This is a genomic window from Kineosporia mesophila (assembly GCF_021129235.1).
GTDB classification, from domain to species: domain Bacteria; phylum Actinomycetota; class Actinomycetes; order Actinomycetales; family Kineosporiaceae; genus Kineosporia; species Kineosporia mesophila.
The window spans coordinates 1-19,889 of record NZ_JAJOMA010000031.1 but is presented as its reverse complement, the minus strand read 5'-3'; the positions used below and the strand labels follow the sequence as shown (position 1 = coordinate 19,889).

At 66.9% G+C, this 19,889-nt stretch carries 21 protein-coding genes and 3 pseudogenes; 14 read left to right on the top strand and 10 right to left on the bottom strand.

Going from position 1 to position 19,889, the window contains the following annotated elements:
* Nucleotides 1-431 precede the first annotated feature (431 nt).
* Together LR393_RS30625 and LR393_RS30620 are read left to right on the top strand one after the other, a co-directional pair.
* Nucleotides 432-662: a DUF433 domain-containing protein gene (locus LR393_RS30625; protein WP_231488622.1), complete on the top strand. Its 231-nt coding sequence runs from the start codon at nt 432-434 to the stop codon at nt 660-662.
* On the top strand, nt 628-1,026 hold the full coding sequence (locus LR393_RS30620) for a DUF5615 family PIN-like protein (protein ID WP_231488720.1): 399 nt from the start codon (nt 628-630) through the stop codon (nt 1,024-1,026). The genes LR393_RS30625 and LR393_RS30620 overlap by 35 nt, the downstream gene beginning before the upstream one ends.
* A gap of 236 nt (nt 1,027-1,262) precedes the next feature.
* Here the strand turns inward: LR393_RS30620 and LR393_RS30615 are convergent, their stop codons facing one another.
* Nucleotides 1,263-1,790 (bottom strand): TetR/AcrR family transcriptional regulator, encoded by a 528-nt coding sequence (locus LR393_RS30615; RefSeq protein WP_231488621.1) that lies wholly within the window; start codon nt 1,788-1,790, stop codon nt 1,263-1,265.
* 94 nt (nt 1,791-1,884) lie between these two features.
* A complete protein-coding gene (locus tag LR393_RS30610; RefSeq protein ID WP_231488620.1) occupies nt 1,885-2,355 on the bottom strand; it encodes a nuclear transport factor 2 family protein in 471 nt (156 codons plus the stop codon).
* An 844-nt stretch (nt 2,356-3,199) separates the two neighbouring features.
* Here LR393_RS30610 and LR393_RS30605 point away from each other — a divergent pair.
* Nucleotides 3,200-3,982, top strand: a complete 783-nt coding sequence (locus tag LR393_RS30605; protein WP_231488619.1) for a hypothetical protein — start codon at nt 3,200-3,202, stop codon at nt 3,980-3,982.
* A gap of 149 nt (nt 3,983-4,131) precedes the next feature.
* On the opposite strand, the gene LR393_RS30600 is transcribed toward LR393_RS30605, so the two are convergent.
* The gene (locus tag LR393_RS30600) at nt 4,132-4,692 is read right to left on the bottom strand and encodes a TetR/AcrR family transcriptional regulator (protein ID WP_231488617.1); all 561 of its coding nucleotides are present in this window, start codon (nt 4,690-4,692) and stop codon (nt 4,132-4,134) included.
* A gap of 137 nt (nt 4,693-4,829) precedes the next feature.
* Between LR393_RS30600 and LR393_RS30595 the strand changes: the two genes are divergently transcribed.
* The 10 genes from LR393_RS30595 (at nt 4,830) to LR393_RS30550 (ending at nt 15,694) form a co-directional block, all read left to right on the top strand.
* Nucleotides 4,830-5,510 (top strand): NAD(P)-dependent oxidoreductase, encoded by a 681-nt coding sequence (locus tag LR393_RS30595; protein WP_231488616.1) that lies wholly within the window; start codon nt 4,830-4,832, stop codon nt 5,508-5,510.
* On the top strand, nt 5,507-6,004 hold the full coding sequence (locus LR393_RS30590) for a nuclear transport factor 2 family protein (protein WP_231488614.1): 498 nt from the start codon (nt 5,507-5,509) through the stop codon (nt 6,002-6,004). The genes LR393_RS30595 and LR393_RS30590 overlap by 4 nt, the downstream gene beginning before the upstream one ends.
* Before the next feature lie 11 nt (nt 6,005-6,015).
* Entirely contained in the window at nt 6,016-6,519 is a 504-nt protein-coding gene (locus LR393_RS30585) for a nuclear transport factor 2 family protein (protein ID WP_231488613.1), read from the top strand.
* 14 nt (nt 6,520-6,533) lie between these two features.
* Nucleotides 6,534-8,177, top strand: coding sequence for an ABC transporter substrate-binding protein (locus LR393_RS30580; protein ID WP_231488612.1), 1,644 nt, complete (start codon nt 6,534-6,536; stop codon nt 8,175-8,177).
* Complete coding sequence (locus LR393_RS30575; RefSeq protein WP_231488611.1) at nt 8,174-9,121, top strand: ABC transporter permease; 948 nt, start codon at nt 8,174-8,176, stop codon at nt 9,119-9,121. Before LR393_RS30580 ends, LR393_RS30575 begins: the two co-directional genes overlap by 4 nt.
* Complete coding sequence (locus LR393_RS30570; RefSeq protein WP_231488610.1) at nt 9,118-9,969, top strand: ABC transporter permease; 852 nt, start codon at nt 9,118-9,120, stop codon at nt 9,967-9,969. Before LR393_RS30575 ends, LR393_RS30570 begins: the two co-directional genes overlap by 4 nt.
* Entirely contained in the window at nt 9,966-11,528 is a 1,563-nt protein-coding gene (locus LR393_RS30565; protein ID WP_231488609.1) for an ATP-binding cassette domain-containing protein, read from the top strand. Before LR393_RS30570 ends, LR393_RS30565 begins: the two co-directional genes overlap by 4 nt.
* 1 nt (nt 11,529) lies before the next feature.
* Entirely contained in the window at nt 11,530-12,804 is a 1,275-nt protein-coding gene (locus tag LR393_RS30560) for an MmgE/PrpD family protein (RefSeq protein ID WP_231488608.1), read from the top strand.
* Nucleotides 12,801-14,792, top strand: a complete 1,992-nt coding sequence (locus LR393_RS30555) for an oxidoreductase (protein ID WP_231488607.1) — start codon at nt 12,801-12,803, stop codon at nt 14,790-14,792. Before LR393_RS30560 ends, LR393_RS30555 begins: the two co-directional genes overlap by 4 nt.
* A 554-nt stretch (nt 14,793-15,346) precedes the next feature.
* On the top strand, nt 15,347-15,694 hold the full coding sequence (locus LR393_RS30550; RefSeq protein ID WP_231488605.1) for a hypothetical protein: 348 nt from the start codon (nt 15,347-15,349) through the stop codon (nt 15,692-15,694).
* A gap of 99 nt (nt 15,695-15,793) precedes the next feature.
* On the opposite strand, the pseudogene LR393_RS30545 reads toward LR393_RS30550, so the two are convergent.
* The 3 genes and pseudogenes from LR393_RS30545 to LR393_RS30535 form a co-directional block, all read right to left on the bottom strand.
* Nucleotides 15,794-17,106: pseudogene (locus LR393_RS30545) on the bottom strand (ISL3 family transposase).
* Nucleotides 17,107-17,262: 156 nt separating this feature from the next.
* The gene (locus LR393_RS30540) at nt 17,263-17,562 is read right to left on the bottom strand and encodes a putative quinol monooxygenase (protein ID WP_231488603.1); all 300 of its coding nucleotides are present in this window, start codon (nt 17,560-17,562) and stop codon (nt 17,263-17,265) included.
* A gap of 46 nt (nt 17,563-17,608) precedes the next feature.
* Nucleotides 17,609-18,315: pseudogene (locus tag LR393_RS30535) on the bottom strand (SDR family oxidoreductase).
* A gap of 92 nt (nt 18,316-18,407) precedes the next feature.
* Between LR393_RS30535 and LR393_RS30530 the strand changes: the two are divergent.
* Nucleotides 18,408-18,539, top strand: a pseudogene (locus LR393_RS30530) (MerR family DNA-binding transcriptional regulator); the annotation flags it as partial.
* Between the two features lie 30 nt (nt 18,540-18,569).
* Here LR393_RS30530 and LR393_RS30525 read toward each other — a convergent pair.
* From LR393_RS30525 to LR393_RS30515, 4 genes are read right to left on the bottom strand one after another with little or no spacing between them, the layout of a single operon-like run.
* Nucleotides 18,570-18,827, bottom strand: a complete 258-nt coding sequence (locus LR393_RS30525; RefSeq protein WP_231488599.1) for a hypothetical protein — start codon at nt 18,825-18,827, stop codon at nt 18,570-18,572.
* A 50-nt stretch (nt 18,828-18,877) separates the two neighbouring features.
* A complete protein-coding gene (locus LR393_RS30520) occupies nt 18,878-19,333 on the bottom strand; it encodes an IS3 family transposase (protein ID WP_231488597.1) in 456 nt (151 codons plus the stop codon).
* Complete coding sequence (locus LR393_RS35925) at nt 19,333-19,467, bottom strand: hypothetical protein (RefSeq protein ID WP_269328146.1); 135 nt, start codon at nt 19,465-19,467, stop codon at nt 19,333-19,335. Before LR393_RS35925 ends, LR393_RS30520 begins: the two co-directional genes overlap by 1 nt.
* A 3-nt stretch (nt 19,468-19,470) precedes the next feature.
* Nucleotides 19,471-19,656, bottom strand: coding sequence for a transposase (locus tag LR393_RS30515; protein ID WP_231488595.1), 186 nt, complete (start codon nt 19,654-19,656; stop codon nt 19,471-19,473).
* Nucleotides 19,657-19,889: the final 233 nt, after the last annotated feature.

The window sequence follows — 19,889 nt, the reverse complement described above, 5'->3', positions numbered from 1 at the left end:
GCGAGCTGGCCGCGGACTGAACCTCCGTGCCGTGCCGGAAGGCCAGCGGGCGTGGCGTGGTGGGTGCACGCACAGAGACACCTACTCGCGAACACAGACTCACCAGCCGCGAGATCACCCGCTATCCAGTTGCGATACCGGTCCGGGCGTCCTTGCACCCGGCCAACCTGCTTACGTTCGCCAGGTGTCCGATGCCCGGCCCTGGTGCTCCAGCGCGCTGTTCGCGCGGAGCGCTCGCGGCGTGGGGTTGAGACCGGCACACGGCGGCTCGGTCTAGCGGCCGGATCCACGGCCAGTAGCCCATGACACGCGAGGGTCGGTGGGGGCCGCTCGCCGCCAGTCGGCCAGCCAGATAGCCTGTCGATTCAATGAGCGGGAGACGGTTCCCGAGCTCTTGTAGTAGTTCCGCAACAGAGCGTTGGGGGTGGACCATGCGCTTCGACCGCATCACGGTCGAGCCAGACAAGCTCGAAGGTCAGCCCTGCATCCGTGACCTACGTATCTTAGTCGAGAGCGTCGTTCGCCTGGTCGCTGCCGGGTGGTCCTTCGAGGAGATCCTCGAGTCTTATCCGAACCTTGAGCGCGACGACATCACCCAAGCTCTCGAATACGCGGCCGCCGCTTCCAATGTGCACGTGTACCCGCTGCGAGATTCTGCGTGAAATTCCTTGTCGACGAGACCTTTCGCCCGCAGCGGCAAAGACTCTGGTTGAATTGGGTCACGATGCCGTCCACGTCGATGAGCTCGGCCCACAGGGCGTTCCGGACGACGGGATCATGGCTCTGACCGTCTCCCAGTCCCGCATCATCATCTCGGCCGACACTGATTTTGGCGCCCTCCTGGCCAGCAGCCGGGCCACCGCTCTGTCCGTCATCCTGGTCCGCGCCATCATCACCCAGCGCCCCGCCCAACTCGCCTCCACCGTAGCCGGGCACCTCGATCTCAGGGAAGAACAGCTACGCTCCGGCGCCATCGCTGCCTTCGGCAAAGACGCTCTCCGGGTCAGGCTCCTGCCCCTGCGCTAAAGCAGGCCCCTCAGTTCCAGGCCGCTCCCGCGGCCCGGGGACCGCGTTGCTGCGAGTCCGCTCCCCGACACCGGCTGCGATCTGGATATGCGCAGAAGGCATGTCGCCAGAAGTGGGATTTTGACAGGCACACGGCAGGGAGGTCATGGAGGTGCGGCATGCCTGCGGTGAGGCGTAGTTTCAGTCAGCTACGCCGGCGGGGACGGTAGTCGTGGTGAGTCCTTTGACCACCAGGCTCATCCGCTGAGGGTCCGCGCCCAGGGCTCGTCGACGTCGGCAAGACCGAGGGTCAATGTGACATTTTCGAGCATGCCTGCGCCGAACCAGTGCCGGACTGCTTCGTCGTCGTGGTTCAGGATCTCACTGACGAGTTGGACCTGCCTGGCGTAGCACTCCCGCACCGCCTCGGCGACGAGCGGTTCGTCGGCTGCGCAGTTGGCGTGCATGAGGAACCGCATGACATCCCTGTCCTGGATCAGGGTGCCGTAGGCCGACCGGACTGCGCTCATGGCAGCCTCCGACGGTCGGGGCGCCCCGGCCTGATCGACGCCGGCCCCGGTCAGAGCATTCGAGATGAGCTCGGACACATGGAGGACGGCACCAGCAAACAGCGCTTCCTTATTGGCGAACAGACGGTAGACGTAGGGTTGAGAGATCCCGGCCTGTTCGGCGATCTCACCCGTCGTCGTGCCGTAAAAACCCTTGCGGGCGAAACAGGCCACCGCGGCGTCCAGTACGACTCGACGGCGCTGATCGCTCTTCACGCTCGAGCCAGGGGCAGGCATGACGTGCAGTCTTTCACGCCCGCGGGGGGACGGGGCGGGCGCCCCGCCCCGCCTCGCCTCGTTCGAACCGGGATCAGTGCGTGGATGGCCACGACACGTCGTGGTCGCTTGTTGCCGTGTCAGGGGTCATGGCTTCGATGGCCACGAGAGGATTCCAGTAGTCGACGAAACGCTCGACCAGGCCTTCCTTGTCGAGGCGGATGACCGAGATGACCGTCTGCTCGTACGGCTTGCCAGTGCTGACCGCCTGCCCCGTAGAGCGGTATTCGGCAACCGCCGTTCGAGAGTCGACGGTCTCGATGAACTTCACATCGACGAACTGCACATCGAAAGTCTGGGGAAAGCCGCGCATGTGAGCGATCAACGCCTCGCGTCCCTGCACCCGGGTGGGCACGCCGGCGGGGGCGAAGGGGAATTCGATGATGCCGTCCACGGCATACAGGCTGATCCATTCGTCGATCTGACCGGACGACACCAGGCGAAGGTGCTGGGTCAGGGCGTGCTGTGCCGGGGTGAGCTGCTCGCGGACTGCAGTGGAACTCATCGTCGCTCCCTGGTTAGTGATTGACCAATAACAAACGTAGGCGCCATCCTGCCCGGCCGCAAACGTGGGGGTGGTCACAGGTGGGACCTCGGCGCGGCCATACCTAGTCCTTTCTGCGCTTCCGAGCGGGTCGCGCAGAGCCCTGGCTCACTGGGTCGCTGCCCCTTATGCCAGGAGCTCATAAGACGCAGGGCGACCGAAGGGCGCATGAGGGCACGGCGGGCGGCGGGGATGCTTTCGTGGCCGACGGTTCGCAGGAGCGTTGATGACGGCGGCGGGATGGTGGTGCGATAGCTGGTCCGTTGCCGGTGCAGTTACAGCAGTGGCCTGCGCTGAAGCTCGCGTCACGGACATGGTGGTGCGACTGGATCCTCTACGGCCGCACCCGTCCACGATGTGTTCCACGTGCTCGTCCGCGGTTCGTTCCATTCCGGGACGCCTGTGGACGCTTGCGCCCTGGGTGTTCCACCACGTGGGCAGTGCAGGCCCGTGGCGGTAGCGCTACTGCGGCACCTGTTCGCCGCTGTGACAGCACCCGGCACTGACGAACGAGGAGCTCTCCCCCACCACCCACGTTCGTTGCGTCAGGCCGGTCCCTGGCCCGGTAACTCTCCAGCGGCACGTCGTTCTGAGTGCTGGGTGGAACGAAGGATGGACGGTCTCTTCGACTGAATGAGCGGACTGGCATTCATTCTCGAGGAGGCAGCTGATGCTTCACCGCACGGACAGCCCACCGCATCGCGTTCGTTCGGAGTGGCCGTCGGTGAAGGGAGTCTTGCGTGACCACCAAATCGCCGGCGTCCTCGTCGTCACCGCGATAGCCGCGTCCCTCGTAGGAGCATGCGTGTTCGGCAAGGGCGGCTGGATCAATAACCTGGGCTCCATCACGGCCCGTTCGTCGTCTCAGGACGCATCAGACCAACGGGGATTCACAGCAGCGCACCGGGTTCGAGCGGTTTCCCAACCCGTTGCGGCGGCCCGGGACCGTGTTGCTGCGAGTCCGCTCCCCGACACCGGCAGCGGCCGCCCCTACGGCCGGCCCGAAGAAGCCACGTACGCACCGGCGCCGCTCCTGTTACCTGCTGACGACGGTTCCAGCATCGCCGGCGTGCAATCCGGATATCCCCCGACCCAGGAAGGCGCACTCGCGCAGCTGGCCAGCATCGAGATCGCGGTCATCCGTTCCGCTTCGACCACCGGCATCCGAGCGATCATCGCGCAGTGGACCGCACCGGGCGGGCCGACAGCATCCACCTGGGCATGGACAGCGACCATGACCGAACTCCTGGCCGACTTCGACGCTCCCGCCACCGGATCCGCCAACGTCGCGATGTCGGCCGAACCGTCCATGGGGCTACTGAAAAACGCTGCTGCTCAGGCCGTGGGAGAAGACTGGGCCGTGCCCTGCCTCGACATGACCGTCGACATCGTCCGCGGGAACCAGAACACCCAGATCACGATCGCCGACTGCCAGCGCATGGTCTGGGACGGCACTCGCTGGCTCATCGCCGCCGGTGCTGAGCCGGCCGTCCCTCCTGCCGCTCCCTGGCCGTCGACCGATGCCGCCTACGAAGCGGGCTACCGAGACCTGGGATCCACGAGCCCTCGATCGCTCAGCAGCCCTTGATCGCTACGGATGGGCTGCACCCGAGTGTTCGGCGTTTAAGCGACTGACAACTCCGCTGAGCCAGACTCGATCTGTTTCGCCCACGCCCTGCCTGGCCGGCTGCCGATCGGTGGCTCCCTGCGGGATCGGGCAAGTCAGCAGGATCAGGGCTACTCAGCCGGATCGTTGGCCCGCAGGTAGGCCAGCACCGATTCGACGATGGCCGGCATCAGCCGGGGGCTGGTCGCACCGGTGAATGTGGTCAGCTGCAGGAGCGGGCCGTTGATCAGCGCGAAGAGGTCGGTGACGGCGTCGGTCTGACCGTGCAGGTCGTACTCCGGGGCCAGCACCCGGGCCACCGATTCCACCCGCTCGCGGTTGATCTCGACCAGCGCGGCGCGCACCTGCGCGTCCAGCGCCACGGTCTGGATCGTCAGGTAGATGACGCTGTACTCCGGGTCGAGCAGCCGGGCGTGCTGAGCGGCGATGTTGTGCCGCAATCGGGCCGGCAGATCGCCCTCGACCATCTCGAAGTCCGGCATCCGGAAGGTCTTGAGCAGGTCGAGCACCAGGTGTGGGGTGGTCGGCCAGTGCCGGTACAGCGTGGTGCGCCCCAGCCCGGAGGCCCGCGAGAGGTTCTGGGGAGTCAGGTGCGCTATCCCGCCCTCGGACAGCAGGGTCAGGGCGGCGCTGTGCGCCGAGCGCCGGGTCCGCTCGAGACGGGGATCCACGCTGGTCTCCTCCATGAGTCATCGCATGACGTACATCACAAACAAGCGAAGTTCAGGAACAAGTTGTTCCGGATCTTTGGAACACTGTGTTCTAGTGTACTTCTCTAGTTTCTCGACCGAAAGACTGAGGAATACACGTGGCGCGGCTGGCAGTACTGGGAGCGACAGGACGCACCGGGCAGGAGATCGTGCGCCGGGCGATCGAGGCCGGGCACGACGTCACGGCGCTGGTGCGGCGCCCCGAGGCGCTGCCCGTGCGGGACGCCCTGCTGACCGTGGTGGTCGGTGACGCCCGCGACAAGGACACGATCCGCAGCATCGCGCAGGGCCAGGACGCGGTGATCGCCTCCCTGGGGCGCCCGGAGTCGGGCCGGACCAAGGACGAGATCGATGACTCCCAGCCGGTCGACGTGTGTGAGGTCTCCACCCGTCATCTGCTGACCGTGGGCTCGTCGGTGGGGCTGCGCCGGATCGTGCTGATGAGCACCCACGGCGCCGGCTCCAGCAACGACGGCAGCCCGTACGTGGTGAAGCTGCGCGACATGGTGGGCAACCGGGTCTTCGACAAGGACCGGATGGAACAGCAGCTGCTCGACACGGACACCGAGATCGCCTGGACCGTGATCCGCAACCCCTACATCTACGAGGGGCCGCTCGGGACGCCGCACGCTGTACACGAGAAGATCGTGCTGGACGAGACCTCGCGGATCACCTACGCCGACCTGGCCACGTTCGCGATCGGTGAGGCCCTGCAACCGCAGCACCCGAACACCTTCCTCACCATCACCGAGCCGCTGACCGGCAGCGCCGCCCGATGACGACGCCCGAGGACCTGCTGGACCGGGCGGCCATCCTGCGCACCCTGCGCCGGTACAGCCAGGGCGTGGACCAGCGCCAGTGGGACCTGTACCTGAGTTCCTTCACCGACGAGGGCACCGTGGAGATTCCCGGCTACCTGGAAAAGCGCATCTCGGCCAAGGAATTCGTGACATTCCTGTCCGGGACGTTCGACCGCAACCGGCTGTCGGGACAGCACGTACTGGGCAACACCCTGTTCGACCTGCGCGGCGACCGGGCCCGCACGGTCACCGAGTTCCTGGCGTACACCACCGAGCAGCAGGACGAGGACGTCGCGGTGCAGCGCTCGGCCGGGCTCTACGTCGACGACCTGGTCCGGGCCGAGGGCGGATGGCTGATCGCCCACCGCACCCTGGTGCGCAAGAGCGACAACCGCAAGGTCGTCCACTACGACCAGCGCACCGCCGCGCTGACCCGCAACGCAGCCCGTAACCCCGCCGTCGCGGGCCTGTAGGAGGACCACCGATGAGTATCAGCATCGACGAACTGCTCGACCGGGCCGGCATCGAGGACGCCCTGCACCGGTACGCCCAGGCGCAGGACCAGAACGCCTGGAACCTGCTCGACCACGTCTTCACCGACGAAGCACAGGTCGACCTGGTCGGGCTGCCGGCTGGCACCCTCCCGGCCCAGGCTTTCGGGCAGTTCTTAAGGGATTTCAACTCCACGCGGCTGTCGGGGCAGCACCTGATCGCCAACACGCTGATCGAGGTGACCTCACCCACCGCCCGCAGCGTCAGCGAGGTCCTGCACTTCACCCTGCAGCGCACCGACGACCCGACGACGCTGAAGCTCTCCGAGGGCAGCAGCCTGTATGCCGACACCTGGCTCAAAACAGACGCCGGCTGGCGGATCTCGCACCGCGTCGTCACCCAGAAGCATCTCGATGAGCGGGTCGTCGAGTACGACGCCGATTTCATCGCTGTGATCGAGGCCGGCACGGCCACGGACTGGTTCCAGACATCATGAGAAAGAGACTTGCCATGCGTACCATTCGCAGACTGACCGTTGCGACCACCAGCCTCCTCACGGTCGCGGCCCTGGCCGCCTGCTCCTCCGGCTCCGGCTCGGGCGCCCAGGACGCCGCCTCCACGACTCCGGTCAGCGGCGGCAGCGCCACCTGGGCCGTGGCGGCCGAACCCTCCTGCTTCGCGCCCGCCTTCGACGATGTGCTGGCCGACCGGGCGATCACCCGCAACTTCGTCGACTCGCTGGTGTACCAGGAGCAGGACGGCACGTTCTCGCCCTGGCTGGCCTCCCAGTGGCAGACCTCCGACGACGGCGCCACCTACACCTTCTCGCTGCGCAACGACGTGAAGTTCAGCAACGGAGCCGTTCTGGACGCCGCCGCGGTCAAGGCGAACCTGGACTACACCCGCGACAGCGCACACGGTTCCAGCTATGCGGGCCTGCTGGGGTCGGTCAAGAGCATCAAGGCCGACGGCAGCACCCTGACGATCACCCTCAGCCAGGCCGACAGCTCACTGCTGAGCTCGCTGAGCAGCGTGGCGCTGGGCATCATCGACCCCGCGAGCATCAAGGACGGCAAGGACCTCTGCACCCCCGGCAAGAAGCTGGCCGGGTCCGGACCGTTCGTCCTGGACTCCTACACCCGCGGCAGCCAGGTGGTGTTCAAGCAGAACACCGACTATGCCTGGGCCCCGCAGTCGCTCTCGCACGACGGCCCGGCCTACCTCGACGAGGTCACCTACAAGTTCATCGCCGAGGACTCGACCCGCACCGGCGCCCTGCAGTCCGGCCAGGTGCAGGCCATCTCGGGCGTCCCGGCGCTGAGCGTGGCCGGCCTGACCCGCTCCGACGACATCACCTACACCGACGGCCCGGCCAGCTCCAGCACCTTCGGCCTCACCGTCAACGGCTCCAGCGAGAACGCCCCCTGGGACAACGTGGAGCTGCGCAAGGCCTTCCGCGACAGCTTCGACCTGGACACCATCGTCAAGGCCATCTACAAGGGCCAGAAGACGCGGGCCTGGAGCTGGGTCGGTAAGGACAGCGCCGAGTTCGACACCACGCTGAAAGGCAGCTGGGGCAACCACGTCGACGCGGCCAACACCGCCCTGGACGCGGCCGGCTGGAGCACCCGCGACTCCGAGGGCTTTCGTACCAAGGACGGTCAGCGGCTCAGCCTGAAGGTCACCTATGACGCGGACTCGGTGCGCGATCAGCGCGACACCCTGATCGAGGCGATCCAGGACGCCGCCAAGCAGAACACCGGCATCGAGGTCGACTTCACCACCCCGACCTGGGCCGCGCTCTCGGCCGACATCGCTGCCGGCAACTGGAGTGTCTACCCGGGCAGCTACGGGAAGGTCGACTACGCCAACAGCGTCATCGGCACCTGGGCCGGCTACTTCTACGGCGCCAGCCAGTGGAAGCCCACCGAGGCTGTCGACCTCGCCCAGGACGCCGTCACCACCACCGACGCCGATCAGTACGCGAAGGCCCTGGACGGTATCCAGCAGTACCTGGTGAACGACCAGGCGCTGTTCATCCCCCTGGTCGAGTCCACCTTCCAGATCGCTGCCGGCAGCGCACTGCACGGCACCGGGTTCGACTACTCCAGCGGTGTCCCGGACAGCAACTACAACGTCTGGCTCAGCAAGTGACCTCAGGTCTGCAGCTCCTGCGAGGCGTCGCCCGACGCCTCGCAGGAGCCGTTCTCCTGCTCTGGGCGGCCGCGACCTTGACCTTCGTCGGGTTACGGGCGCTGCCCGGCTCGGTCGAGTCGGTGGTGCTGGGCGTGCACCTGAACGACCCGGGACTGGCCGAGCAGGTGCGCTCCAGCCTGGGCCTGGACCGGCCGTTCCTGGTGCAGTACGGCGACTACCTGCTGGGCCTGCTGCGTGGTGACTTCGGGCGCTCGTACGTGCTCAACGCCGACGTCACCGATGTGGTCGGTGCCCAGCTGCTGCCCACGCTGGGCCTGGCCGCCGCCTCGGTGGTCCTGGCCGGGGCACTGGCCTGGCTGATCGCCGTGCTCAGCGCCGGGGCCGGGCCCGGCACCGAGCGGGTGCTGCACGTGCTCGAGCTGCTGGCCATCTGCCTCCCCACCTTCTGGGTAGGTTCCCTGCTGCAGCTGGGCCTCTCGTTCCACCTGCAGTGGTTCCCCTCGGTCGGCGCGGACGGTTTCTCCTCGCTGGTGCTGCCGATGATCACCCTCGCGCTGCCGATCGCCGGGCTGCTGTCGCAGTACATGCGCGAGGAGATAGCGCTCACCCTGCGCCAGCCCTGGGTCCTGACCGTGCGCAGCCGGGGCGCGTCCGGCTTCCGGCTGCGCTCGGTACATCTCATGCCGCACGTGGCGATCTCCACCCTCACCGTGGCCGGGAACACACTCGGCCTGCTGATCGGTGGCGCGGTGATCGTCGAATCAGTCTTCGGACGGCCGGGACTGGGCCGCGTGGCCCTGGACGCGGTGACCGACTCCGACGCCCCGGTCACCGTCGCCGTCGTCCTGATCATCACCACCGCCTACGTCCTCATCACCACCGCCATCGACCTGGCGGCCCTGATCATCGACCCACGACTGCGGCAGGAGGCGCACGGATGAGCGAGATCGCACCAGCCCGTCAGGCACCCAGAACCCGGCCCTCCCGGCCGACAGCAGGCGTCCTCGTCGCGGGCCTGTACCTGCTCATCGTGCTCGCAGCGCTGATCCACCCCGGTCTGGTCGCCGCGAGCGGGCCCAACGACACCGACCCGATCTCGAACCTGCTGGCGCCCGGCGCGGATCACTGGTTCGGCACCGACGAACTGGGCCGGGACGTGTACGCCCGGGTGATCTACGGCGCCCGCTACTCGGTGGTGATCGCCTTCCTCGCGGTCGCCCTCGGGTTGTTCGGCGGAGTCGTCCTGGGACTCACCGCGGCGCTGTCGGGCCGGGTGGTCGACGAGGGCCTCTCCCGGGTGTTCGACCTGCTCTCAGCTTTCCCGTCGGTGCTGATGGCCCTGCTGTTCTCGGCCTTCTTCGGCCCCGGGACCGTGAGCCTGACCACCGCCATCGGGCTGGCGCTGATCCCCAGCCTGGCCCGCATCATCCGGCGTCAGGCCATCGCGATCCGCGGTTCCGACTACGTGCTCGCCTCCCGCACCCTGGGACACCGTCCGTGGACGATCGTGGTCCGCCACATCTTTCCCAACGCGGTCTCTCCGGTCCTGCTCCTGGCGACCATCGAAGTGGGGACGTCGATCCTCACCGTCTCGGGTCTGAGTTTCGTCGGTCTCGGGCCGGGTAAACCGGCCCCGGAGTGGGGATCGCTGCTCGCGGACGGTCAGGCCGTCATCTCCTACGCGTGGTGGCCCACCGTGTTCCCCGGCCTGGCCATCGTCGTGACGATCTTCGCCATCACCACCGTCGGCCGCTACCTGCAGCGGCGTGTCCAGGGACGGCACTCATGAACGCGCCTCTGGTCGAGATCCACGACCTGTCGATCCGTTTCGGCGAACACACCGCGGTCTCCAATGTCAGCCTGAGCGTCCGGGCCGGCACCTGTGTGGCTCTGGTCGGCGAGTCCGGCTCGGGCAAGTCCACGATCGCCCGGGCCGTCCTCGGACTGGGCGACCAGGCGGCCCGGACGTCATCGACGACGATGCTGATTGACGGGGTGGACGCCTCGGGCTGGACAGAACGCGACTGGCGTCGTGTTCGCGGCCGGTTCGCCGGACTGGTACTTCAGGACGCGCTGGTCTCCCTGGACCCGCTGCGCTCGGTGCGGCGCGAGGTCACCGAAGCGGTCCGGGCCGGCGGAGCCTCCCGGAAAGAGGCCCCCGAGAAGGTACTCGGCCTGCTGCGCGACGTCGGTTTCCCCGATCCCGAAAAACGTTCCGGCCAGTTCGCTCACCAGCTCTCCGGCGGGTTGCGGCAGCGCGCGCTGATCGCCTCGGCGCTGGGCGGATCGCCCCGGCTCCTGATCGCCGACGAACCGACCACCGCGCTCGATGTGTCGGTGCAGCGGCAGGTGCTCGACCTGCTCGCCCGCAAGCGGGACGAGGGCCTGGGGATTCTGCTGGTCAGCCACGACCTGGCCGCTGTCGCCGACATCGCCGATCACGTCATCGTGCTGCGTGGCGGGAAGGTGATCGAGCAGGGTCCGCCCTCCGCACTGTTGCACTCCCCCGGGCACCCGTATACGCGCGAACTGGTCCAGGCCATTCCCCGACTCCACCACCGCCCCGACAGGACCGAACGGACCGCTGAGAGCCCTGCCCCGGAGGTCGTTCTCCACGCCGAGTCGATCCGGGTGCAGTACCGCACGCTGACGGCCCTCGACGATGTCTCCCTGACGCTCAAGCGCGGGCAGACCGTCGGTGTCGTCGGCCAGTCCGGTTCGGGCAAGAGCACGCTGCTGCGCGTGCTGCTGGCCACTCAGCAGCCGCAGAGCGGGCAGGTCCTGCTGGACGGGCAGCCGTGGAGTGACCTGCCCGAGAAGGCCCGGCGCCAGCGGCGCCGACGCATCCAGGTGGTGCCGCAGGACCCGCTGAGCTCCTTCGACCCACGCTGGACAGTGCGCCAGATCCTGACCGAGGCGCTACCGGGAAAAGCCGGGCGGGCCGAGTGTGCACAGGCGCTCGAAGCCGTCGCCGTGCCCGTGGACGTACTCCAGCGGCGTCCTCTGGAGCTGTCCGGCGGGCAGCGTCAGCGCGTGGCGATCGCCCGGGCCCTGGCCGCCGAGCCCGAGGTGCTGCTGTGTGACGAGGCCGTCTCGGCCCTGGACGTACTGGTGCAGGCGCAGATTCTGGCTCTGCTGGAACGGATCCGGGCCGAGCGAGGGATCAGCATGGTCTTCGTCTCGCACGACCTCGCCGTGGTGCGCCAGGTCAGCGACGAGGTGATCGTGCTCAAGGACGGGCACGTGGTGGAAAGCGGAACGGCGGACGATGTCTACGAGCGTCCGCAGCACGCCTACACCAAGTCGCTGCTGGCCAGCCTGCCTCCGGCTCTGTCCGAGGGTGCCTGACATGCCGTTCGAGGTCGGGCAGCAGGTGTTCCGCATCGTCGACGGGTCTCTGCCGAAGGAGGTGACGGCCTGGGCGCGCCAGGCGCTCGAGGACACGCTCGCGGTTCTCGTCGCCGGAACCCAGACCCCGCTGTATCAGGCCGTCGTTCGCACCGCAGCCGCCCACCCGGGTTCGCGGCCGGCCTTCGACGTTCCGGCCGGCACCTCGGCACTCTGGGCCGCGCATCTGGGCTCGGTGGCCGCCAGCGCACTGGATTTCGACGACGGTCACTATCGCGGGGGCGGCATTCACGCCGGATCCACCGTCGTCCCGGTCCTTCTGGCCGGGGCCGGTGACATCACCATCGCCAGGCTGCTGCACGCCATTGTCGCCGGGTACGAGGTCGCGATCCGCGCCGGGGCCCTCAACGCGCCCGAGCACACCGGCGAGTCGTACCGGGCCAGCGGTTACGCCGCCTGCATCGGTGCCGCGGCCGCGTTGACGGCGGTCCGAGGGGGCACATCTGACGTGATTGCCTCCGCCGTGCGCACGGCCTTCGCGCACGCGCCGCACTCGCGCATGACGTCCGCGGCCTCCCGGGAATCGATTGGCTGGGCTGCGGCCACTGCCGTGGCCACGGCCGAGCTGGCGTCCGCGGGGTTCGGCGCCGAAGACGAGGACCGGCGGCACCGAGCCCCGGCTGGGCCGACCCCTTTCGAAACCGCCATGCATTCAGCAGGCTTTGCTTGCCTAGAGACGTATGTCAAGCCGTGGCCCACCTGCCGTGCTGCTCACGCCATGATCGAGTGCCTGCTCTGCCTCGACACCGAGACCGTCGAGACCATCGATGTGGACGTGGTTCCCGGTGCCGTCACACTTGATGTGGCCGAACCAGCCAATCTGAGCGAGGCCCAGTACGCCCTGCCCTGGCTCGCGGCTGTGACCCTGCTGCGGGGTGAGCCGGCTCAGCTTCGCGCCGAAGACTTCGCCTCACCCGATGTGGTGAGGCTGGCCTCACGGGTCCGACTGCACCCGGGCAAATCTACCGCCCCGGGCGGTGGCTACCCGGCCCGGGTTCGCCTGCGTCGTCACGATGGAACGACCCTCGAGCACGCCGTCGGCGACAACCTCGGCAGCGCAGCCCGCCCCCTGTCCCCGAAGACACTCCAACGCAAGCACACCACCGCGCTCAGCACCCGCCTGAGCACACGAAACATCACCGATCTGCGCGCCACGCTCGACGAGCCCTCCGCGACTGTCGATGACCTGTGGCGCTGCCTGAAAGGCACACCATGACCACCCGTTTCCCCGAGCTCTTCACGCCCCTGCAGGTGGGACAACGCACTCTGCGCAACCGGATCGTCAACGCCGGGCACGGAACCGGTCTCGGTCACGGCGGCTACAGCGAACAGCTCCTGGCCTACATGGCCGAGCGCGCCCGGGGCGGCGCGGCGATGGTCATCAGCCAGGCCAACTTCGTCTCCCCCGACTACGGCGACATCACGGCGAGCGACGACTCCATCGTCCCCCCATGGAAACAGCTGGCCCAGCGCATCCAGGAACACGGCGCGCTGGCGATCGCCCAGCTGCAGCACCCGGGCGCGCAGGGCGTCTACACCGGACCAGGAACCGGCACCACGCTGTCCCCCTCGCCGGTCCCGATCCGTTTCCTCGGCGGCCCGGTCATCGTCCCCCGGCCGATGACCGAAACCGACATTCAACGCGCCATCCGCCAGTTCACCGACGCGGCCGAGCGCGCTCGGGCGGCCGGCCTGGACGGCGTCGAGATTCACTGTGCTCACGGAAATCTCATCGAGCAGTTCCACCACCCCGCAACCAACCTGCGCACGGACGCGTGGGGCGGTTCGCGCGAGGCCCGCCTGCGGTTCGCGGCCCAGGTGCTGCGCTCGGTCCGCTCCCGGGTCGGCGACGACTTCATCGTCGGGGCACGAGTCACCGGCGGTGTCCCCGGCGACGAGGACGCATCCCAGGCCTGCCTGGACCGCATCGACGACCTCGATGGCCTCGGCGTCCTGGACTACCTTTCGGTGTCGGTCGGGCACTACTCCTCGGCCCTGGCCACCGCCCAGAACCTGCCCGACTCCAGCTTCCCGCGCGGCGCCTGGCGCGATTACGGCACGGCGGTGAAGCTGCGCACCAGCACCCCGGTCTTCCTGGTCGGCCGGATCGCGACGGCCGAACTGGGCGCCGAACTGGTGCGCGAGAAGGCCTGCGACGCAGTGGCGATGGCCCGCCCCCTGGCCGCCGACCCGTTCCTGCCGATCAAGGCCGCCACCCAGCAGGAACACCGCACCCGCCCGTGCGTAGGACTACAGGACGGCTGCTGGGGACGAGTTTCGGTGGGCCTGGAAATGCGCTGCGCGTTCAACCCCGAGACCGGCACCGAAGCCTCCCTCCAAAACCTGCGCATCGCCCCGCACGGCAACGAACGCCGCAAGGTCGTCGTGGTCGGCGGTGGCCCCGCCGGACTCGAAGCAGCCCGCCAAGCAGCGGTTCTCGGTCACCACGTCATCCTCATCGAACAAGCCAAGCAGGTCGGTGGCCTTCTCAACACCCTCACCAAGGCACCGCACCGTGGCGAGGTGACCGAAGTCGTCCACTGGTTCGAACAGGAACTGAACCTCGCGGACGTCGAGATACGCACCGGCGTCCTGGCCACTGCCGAGACCGTTCTGCAGGAGCAGCCCGACGCCGTCATCCTGGCGACCGGCTCCCGAGCCGAGCCACCCGCCCATCTCCTCAGGGTCGTCCCCACGATCGACGTCCGCGATGCCTTCGGCCCCGTCAAGACAGGAGCCCACATCGTCATCGCCGACGCGATCGGCCGGCGCCCCGCCCTTTCCGCGGCCGAGTACCTCGCCGCCCACGGTGCCCGGGTGACCCTGCTGACCGAGATGAACGTGATCGGCGAAGGAGCGAACGAGACCGTCCGCAGCCAGGCCCACGCCCGCCTGGTCACAGCCGGCGTCACGATCAGGCCAGCCACCCGCGTGCAGGTCCGGGACGGCATCCTGGTGGCAGTCTCGGTCTACTCAGATGGGGGCGGCCCGGACGTGAGCATCCCGTTGGACCAGGTGACCCAACTCGTCACGGCCTACCCGTGGTCGTCCTTCAACCCGCTCCAGGACGAACTGGAACAAGCCGGCGCGGCGACCACGGTGATCGGGGACGCGCTCGCACCCCGGGACATCACCACCGCGACGGCCGAGGGCAGCGCTGCGGCCTGGAAGCTGAGTGCTGCAGGTAAACCCGCGCACCGATGAAGTTGGCCTGGACCGTGGGCGCCGATTCGTCGTACACGATCAGGGCAACATGCATCGACAATGCCCTGGGACCGCTCTCACTCCGGTTGCGATCCCTACCCATGCCAGCGGTGAGGCGGCTTCTCTGATTGCCGGGGCTGGGTCAGCACGGGCACCGATTTCCAGAACTGGAGCAGCACGCGCATCAGGCGGCGAGGTAGCCATTACATTTTAAAGTACCACATCTAGTCTTTAGCAAGGTCCTGGATGGTTTCCATACGACACAAATAAGATTCCTCGCGGTGGCAAATGGTCGGGCCCAAAAGTCACTCGGGGAACAACGCCAACAGGAGTAAAAATTGGCTGGCGCTGGGCTGACAATAAGGGCAACATCGTTCGTATTGACCGAGGAAACCCCGAACCTGAACTGCCAAGCCGGCAAGTGGATCACGTCGTTGTGCATGCTAGAGGGCATATCGTCGGATCGGATAGAAAGCAACTTCAAAGTGCCAAGCCAAGCAAGGAAGCTGCGGCCCACATTCCGCTCAAGGAGTGGCAGAAGTGGAGGACATGGGATGCGCCGTAAGAGCGTGCGCCTGGAAATGCCTGGAGTGCGGGAAAAGTTGATCGAAAGCTTGCTCTACCTGAAAAATGGCGAATGGGAAGAAGGTGCGCACGGTCGGAGCGATGAAGGATTTGCGGCTATGCTTGAAATCTTTGATTTCTATGCAATCCTGGAATCACCGTCCATTCAGCTAGGACAAATCTGTTACGACGAGCATGAGGTAGATTCTCTGAGCCGCTTCGTCAGCTGTCTTAACAAGTCATTGCACCAGAACACTATGGAGGGCTGGCGTGATCTCCGTGAGGCCGCCACCAAAACTCTTGCCATCTTCGACCGGCCCATTACTAGCACTCGTTAGAACGGTCATAGTTCCAGCCGCGGCCTGACGAGATGCGATTGATTTGTGTCCTGAGTCATTGTCGTGCGGTGCTTTTGATCCGCTATCTAAACGGGCTCTTCACAATCGGGGGTGTAGTTGGGGTCTGAAGCCGCCGGTCTCGAGCAGTGATCTAGCGATGTAGTTTTCCAGGTTGCGGAACCCGAGCGCGGAGCCGCGGAGGTGTTCGAGTCTTCCGTTCAGGGCCCCTGTCGGGCCGTTGCTGGTTCGCGGGTGGTCGAAGTGGGCCAGTACGTCATCAGCTCGCTTCTTCAGGGTCCGGCCCAGCGTGGTGAGCTCGACCAGCGACTTCGGCACGCCCGCGCTCATATCCGCGATGAGCTTCTTCATCCGGCTCCGAGCGACAGCGCGATCGGGCTCGCGGTAGGCGGTGATCATCCGCTGATAGATGCCCCAGGTGGCTTCGACCTCGACGTGCCGGTCATCGGTAAACAGGGTCTGCAGGCGGTCGCATTGGCGGTCGGCGAGCAGCCCGGCCCCGGTGTGCAGAGTAAGCTTGGTCTTGTAGAGCGGATCGTCCTTGAACCCACGATGTCCGTGGACCGCGAGCTGTACGCGACGTCGACACCGGTCGAGTGCGTCGCCGGCCAGTCGCACCACGTGGAAGGGATCCATCACCGCGACCGGGGGTTACCTCGGCCGCAGCGGTCTTGAACCCGGTGAACCCGTCCATCGCGACCACCTCCACAGCGTCGCGCCAGGCCTGTGGGCGGTCGACGAGCCAGGTCTTGAACGCTTGCTTGGAGCGGCCTTCGACCATGTCGAGCAGCCGTGCAGAACCCCGGCCGTCGCGTACGGGAGTGAGGTCGATGATGACGGTGACGTACTTGTCGCCGCGGCGAGTGTGGCGCCACACGTGATCATCGACGCCGATCGTGGTGACCCCGTCCAAGCGGTGCTGGTCGTCGATCAGGACCCGCCTGCCTTCGGCCAGGACCGCGTTGTTCGCGGTGTTCCACGCGACCCCGAGGGCCTCGGCGACCCGGGTCACGGTCAGGTGCTGGACCACGATCCCTTCCAGCGCCCAGGCCAGCCCGGTGCGCGAGAGCTTCGCTCTTGGCTAGGCCGCGGCCGTGGTGTCTTGTCGCCACACGTGGCCACACTCGCGGCACCAGTAACGACGCACCGCGACTTGCAGCGTGGTCGGTCGCCAGCCCTGGGGCTCGTGCGCGAGTCGTCGGATGACGGCGTCGCGGGCAATGCCCTCGCTGCCGCAGCGTCGGCACCAGCGGTCGGGCTCGACGACACGACAGGCCAGCACAGCACGGTCGGGCTCAGGCGCTGGCCGATCACGGTCAGGCCGAGCCGTCGAGCCTGGCGAAGGTCGTCAGGTCAGGGCGGCCGAACCCGGCCGGCACGGTAGCGTCGGACACGTCGAGGTCTTCCAGATGGTGAGCGTCAGAACTTCCATACTCGGGAGGCCTCGACACTGCCCCAGGCACCGACGCGCCAACCGAGATTCAGCCTATTTCCGCACGCTCGTCTGGGACGTTCACCTGCGTCGGGGGACGACCGCACGGCGTCCGGGATCAGGCCCTCGGGTCGCGTTCGTTGAGGGCGTCGTAGAGACGCACCTCGTTGCGCATGCGGGGAGCCCATTTGGCGAAGATGCCGGTGACCTCGGGAGTTGCGAGGTGGTGGTCGAGCGCCTCGCGAGACTCCCATTTCTCGAGCACTGTCACGGCACCTGCCGTGGCATCGTGAAGGGCGAACGACAGCAGGTGGTTCCCCGGGTTGGCGGCACCGACCGGGTAGGTGGCCTGTGCGTCGGCGATGAACTCGTCGATGTCGGCGGGCGGGACGTAGACGTATCCAGCGATCAGGAGCATGAGTGTTTTTCCTCTGTATTGGATCGTATGTACGAAGCGTTGACGCTCAGTCGGGGATGACGATCGAGGCGAATGCCTCCGGCGGCTCGGCGAGATGACGCTTCACGGTGCGGCTCCACTCGTCAGCGAGTACTTCGGCGGCACCGGCTTCGATGCCATCAAGAGCGGCGGTCGCAACCTGGGCAGGGCTCAGCTTGGGTGCGTCTGACCATGCGCTCATGTCGGTGTCCGCGAGACCGAGGAACAGACCCGTCACGAGGGTGTTCTGCTCAGCGAGTTCCACGCGCGCGCCGTTGGTAGCAGCCCACGCTGCGGCCTTGCTGATGTGGTAGGCGTTGCCGCCGACGTAGGGGAACCACGCCATGGCCGAGAGCACGTTGAGGATGGCACCGCCGCCGTTGCGCCCGAGCACGGGAGCGAAAGCACGCATCATGTCGAGTGTGCCGAACAACTGCGTGCCGAGCTCGGCGTGAAGACCGTCTAGTGGGCCGGACATGATCGGGCCGCCCGTGATGATCCCGGCGTTGTTGACCAGAAGCGTCGTATCGGCGGCCCGCTGTGCTGCGGCTTCCACCTATTCGGGGTCAGTGATGTCGAGTTTGAGTGGTTCGACGCCGGGGAGGTCGATGGCCTCCGGGTTGCGGGCGGCGGCGTAGACCTTGCTCGCGCCCCGCTCGAGCAGCGCCTGTGCGATGCGCGGCCGAGACCGCGGTTCGCGCCGGTCACCAGTGCAATGGATTCGTTGATGTTCATGGACCTAGACTGCAACCTCACACCAATGTGAGGTGCAAATGCGTGCGCGCACGCGCGCACGGAAGCTCATGAGGAGCGCAGAGAGGGGGGCAATGCGGATCGGGGAACTCGCGGACCGCACCGCCGTGTCGATCAGATCGCTGCGGTACTACGAGGAGCAGGGGCTGCTGCCTCCGGAGCGGAACGACGGCGGTCGACGCACCTACACCCAGTACGCCGTCGAATGAGGTTTCCCCGAAACGGTGGACAGGTGGTTAAGCAGCGTGGGCTGTGCTTGTCAGGGTCTGCTCGTAGCGGATGGAGCTGAGCCCTTCTGCTCCTGGGTGACGACGTTCGTGATTGAACCAGCGGATCCACGTCAGGATGATCCCGGCCACGACCTGGCCCTGTTCGAGGCGGGTGGCGACGGCGGCGTCGATGGTCCGTGCGACCATCGGCGCGTCGACGTGGTCGTCGATGGCGTAGCCGAGAACGCGACGGGAGTGCCCGTCCCGGATTGCGCAGAGAAACATGTCGCCTTCGCCGCAGGTCAGGTAGATGATGTCGGTGGACCACGCGGCGTTCAGGCGGCCCAGGTCAAACTGCCGGGCGATGCGGTCGGGCGGGAACGATGCGGTTGGGTCCTGAACGGTGGTGCGGACTTGAATGTTCGGGGGCTGATGCCCTCGATCCCGATCTCGGCCATGATCGCCGCGACGGTCTTGGCGTTCACGATCTCTCCGCGTTCGTGCAGTTCGTCGGTGATCCTTGGGAAGCCGTAGGTTCCGTCGGAATCGGCGTGAACGTCGAGGATCTTCACCGTCAGATCTACCCGGCGCTGCTGTCGTTCGGTGGGCCCGGTTGCGCTGCAGCGTTTGCGCCAGGCGTAGAAACCCGACGTGGACACGCTCAGCAGACGGGCCATCCGCCGCACCGAGAACCAACCGGCCTGCTCCTGCCGGGCCGCCTGCGTGATAGCGATAACGTCGCTCTCAGATGGGTTTTCGGGGTCTTGCTCGGGACCGGCGTACTTTGCCATCAGTTCGAACCGCGCGGGTTCTGCTGCTTCACTGCAAAGTATGCCGAAGCTTTTGCCAGGAACTGATTGTCCTTCTCCAGCTCCGAAACCCGGCTGCGTAGCCGCAACAGCTCGGCCCGCTCGGCGGCACCCAACGACTAGTCCCGGACGGCTTCGGCGGCGGTCAGGCGCCGGCGTTCGTCCTTGCCCCAGACGCCCAGCATTCCTGGGTCGACCCCGAGTTCCCGGGCGACCTCAGAGATAGTTCGTCCGGAGTCGATCACGCGGTGGGCAGCCTCGATCCTGTACTCGGTCGAGTACGACCGGCGCTTACGAGGAGGCATGAGGGCATCCTTCCAGCAGGAACTGCGGTCCTGCTCAATTGGTGCCCACCATCCCGGGGGAACCTCAGGACGCGGCCGCTGCGGTGTGGATGGCGCTTCTCACGCCTGACCAGCCAGCCGAGGACCACGCCCGTCGATGTCATCTTCCCCCATCACACCCACGCCTGCGCAAACCACGCCAAATCCCTGATCGATGTGCTGGAACGAGTACCTGACCCGCGAGGACGTCGTGG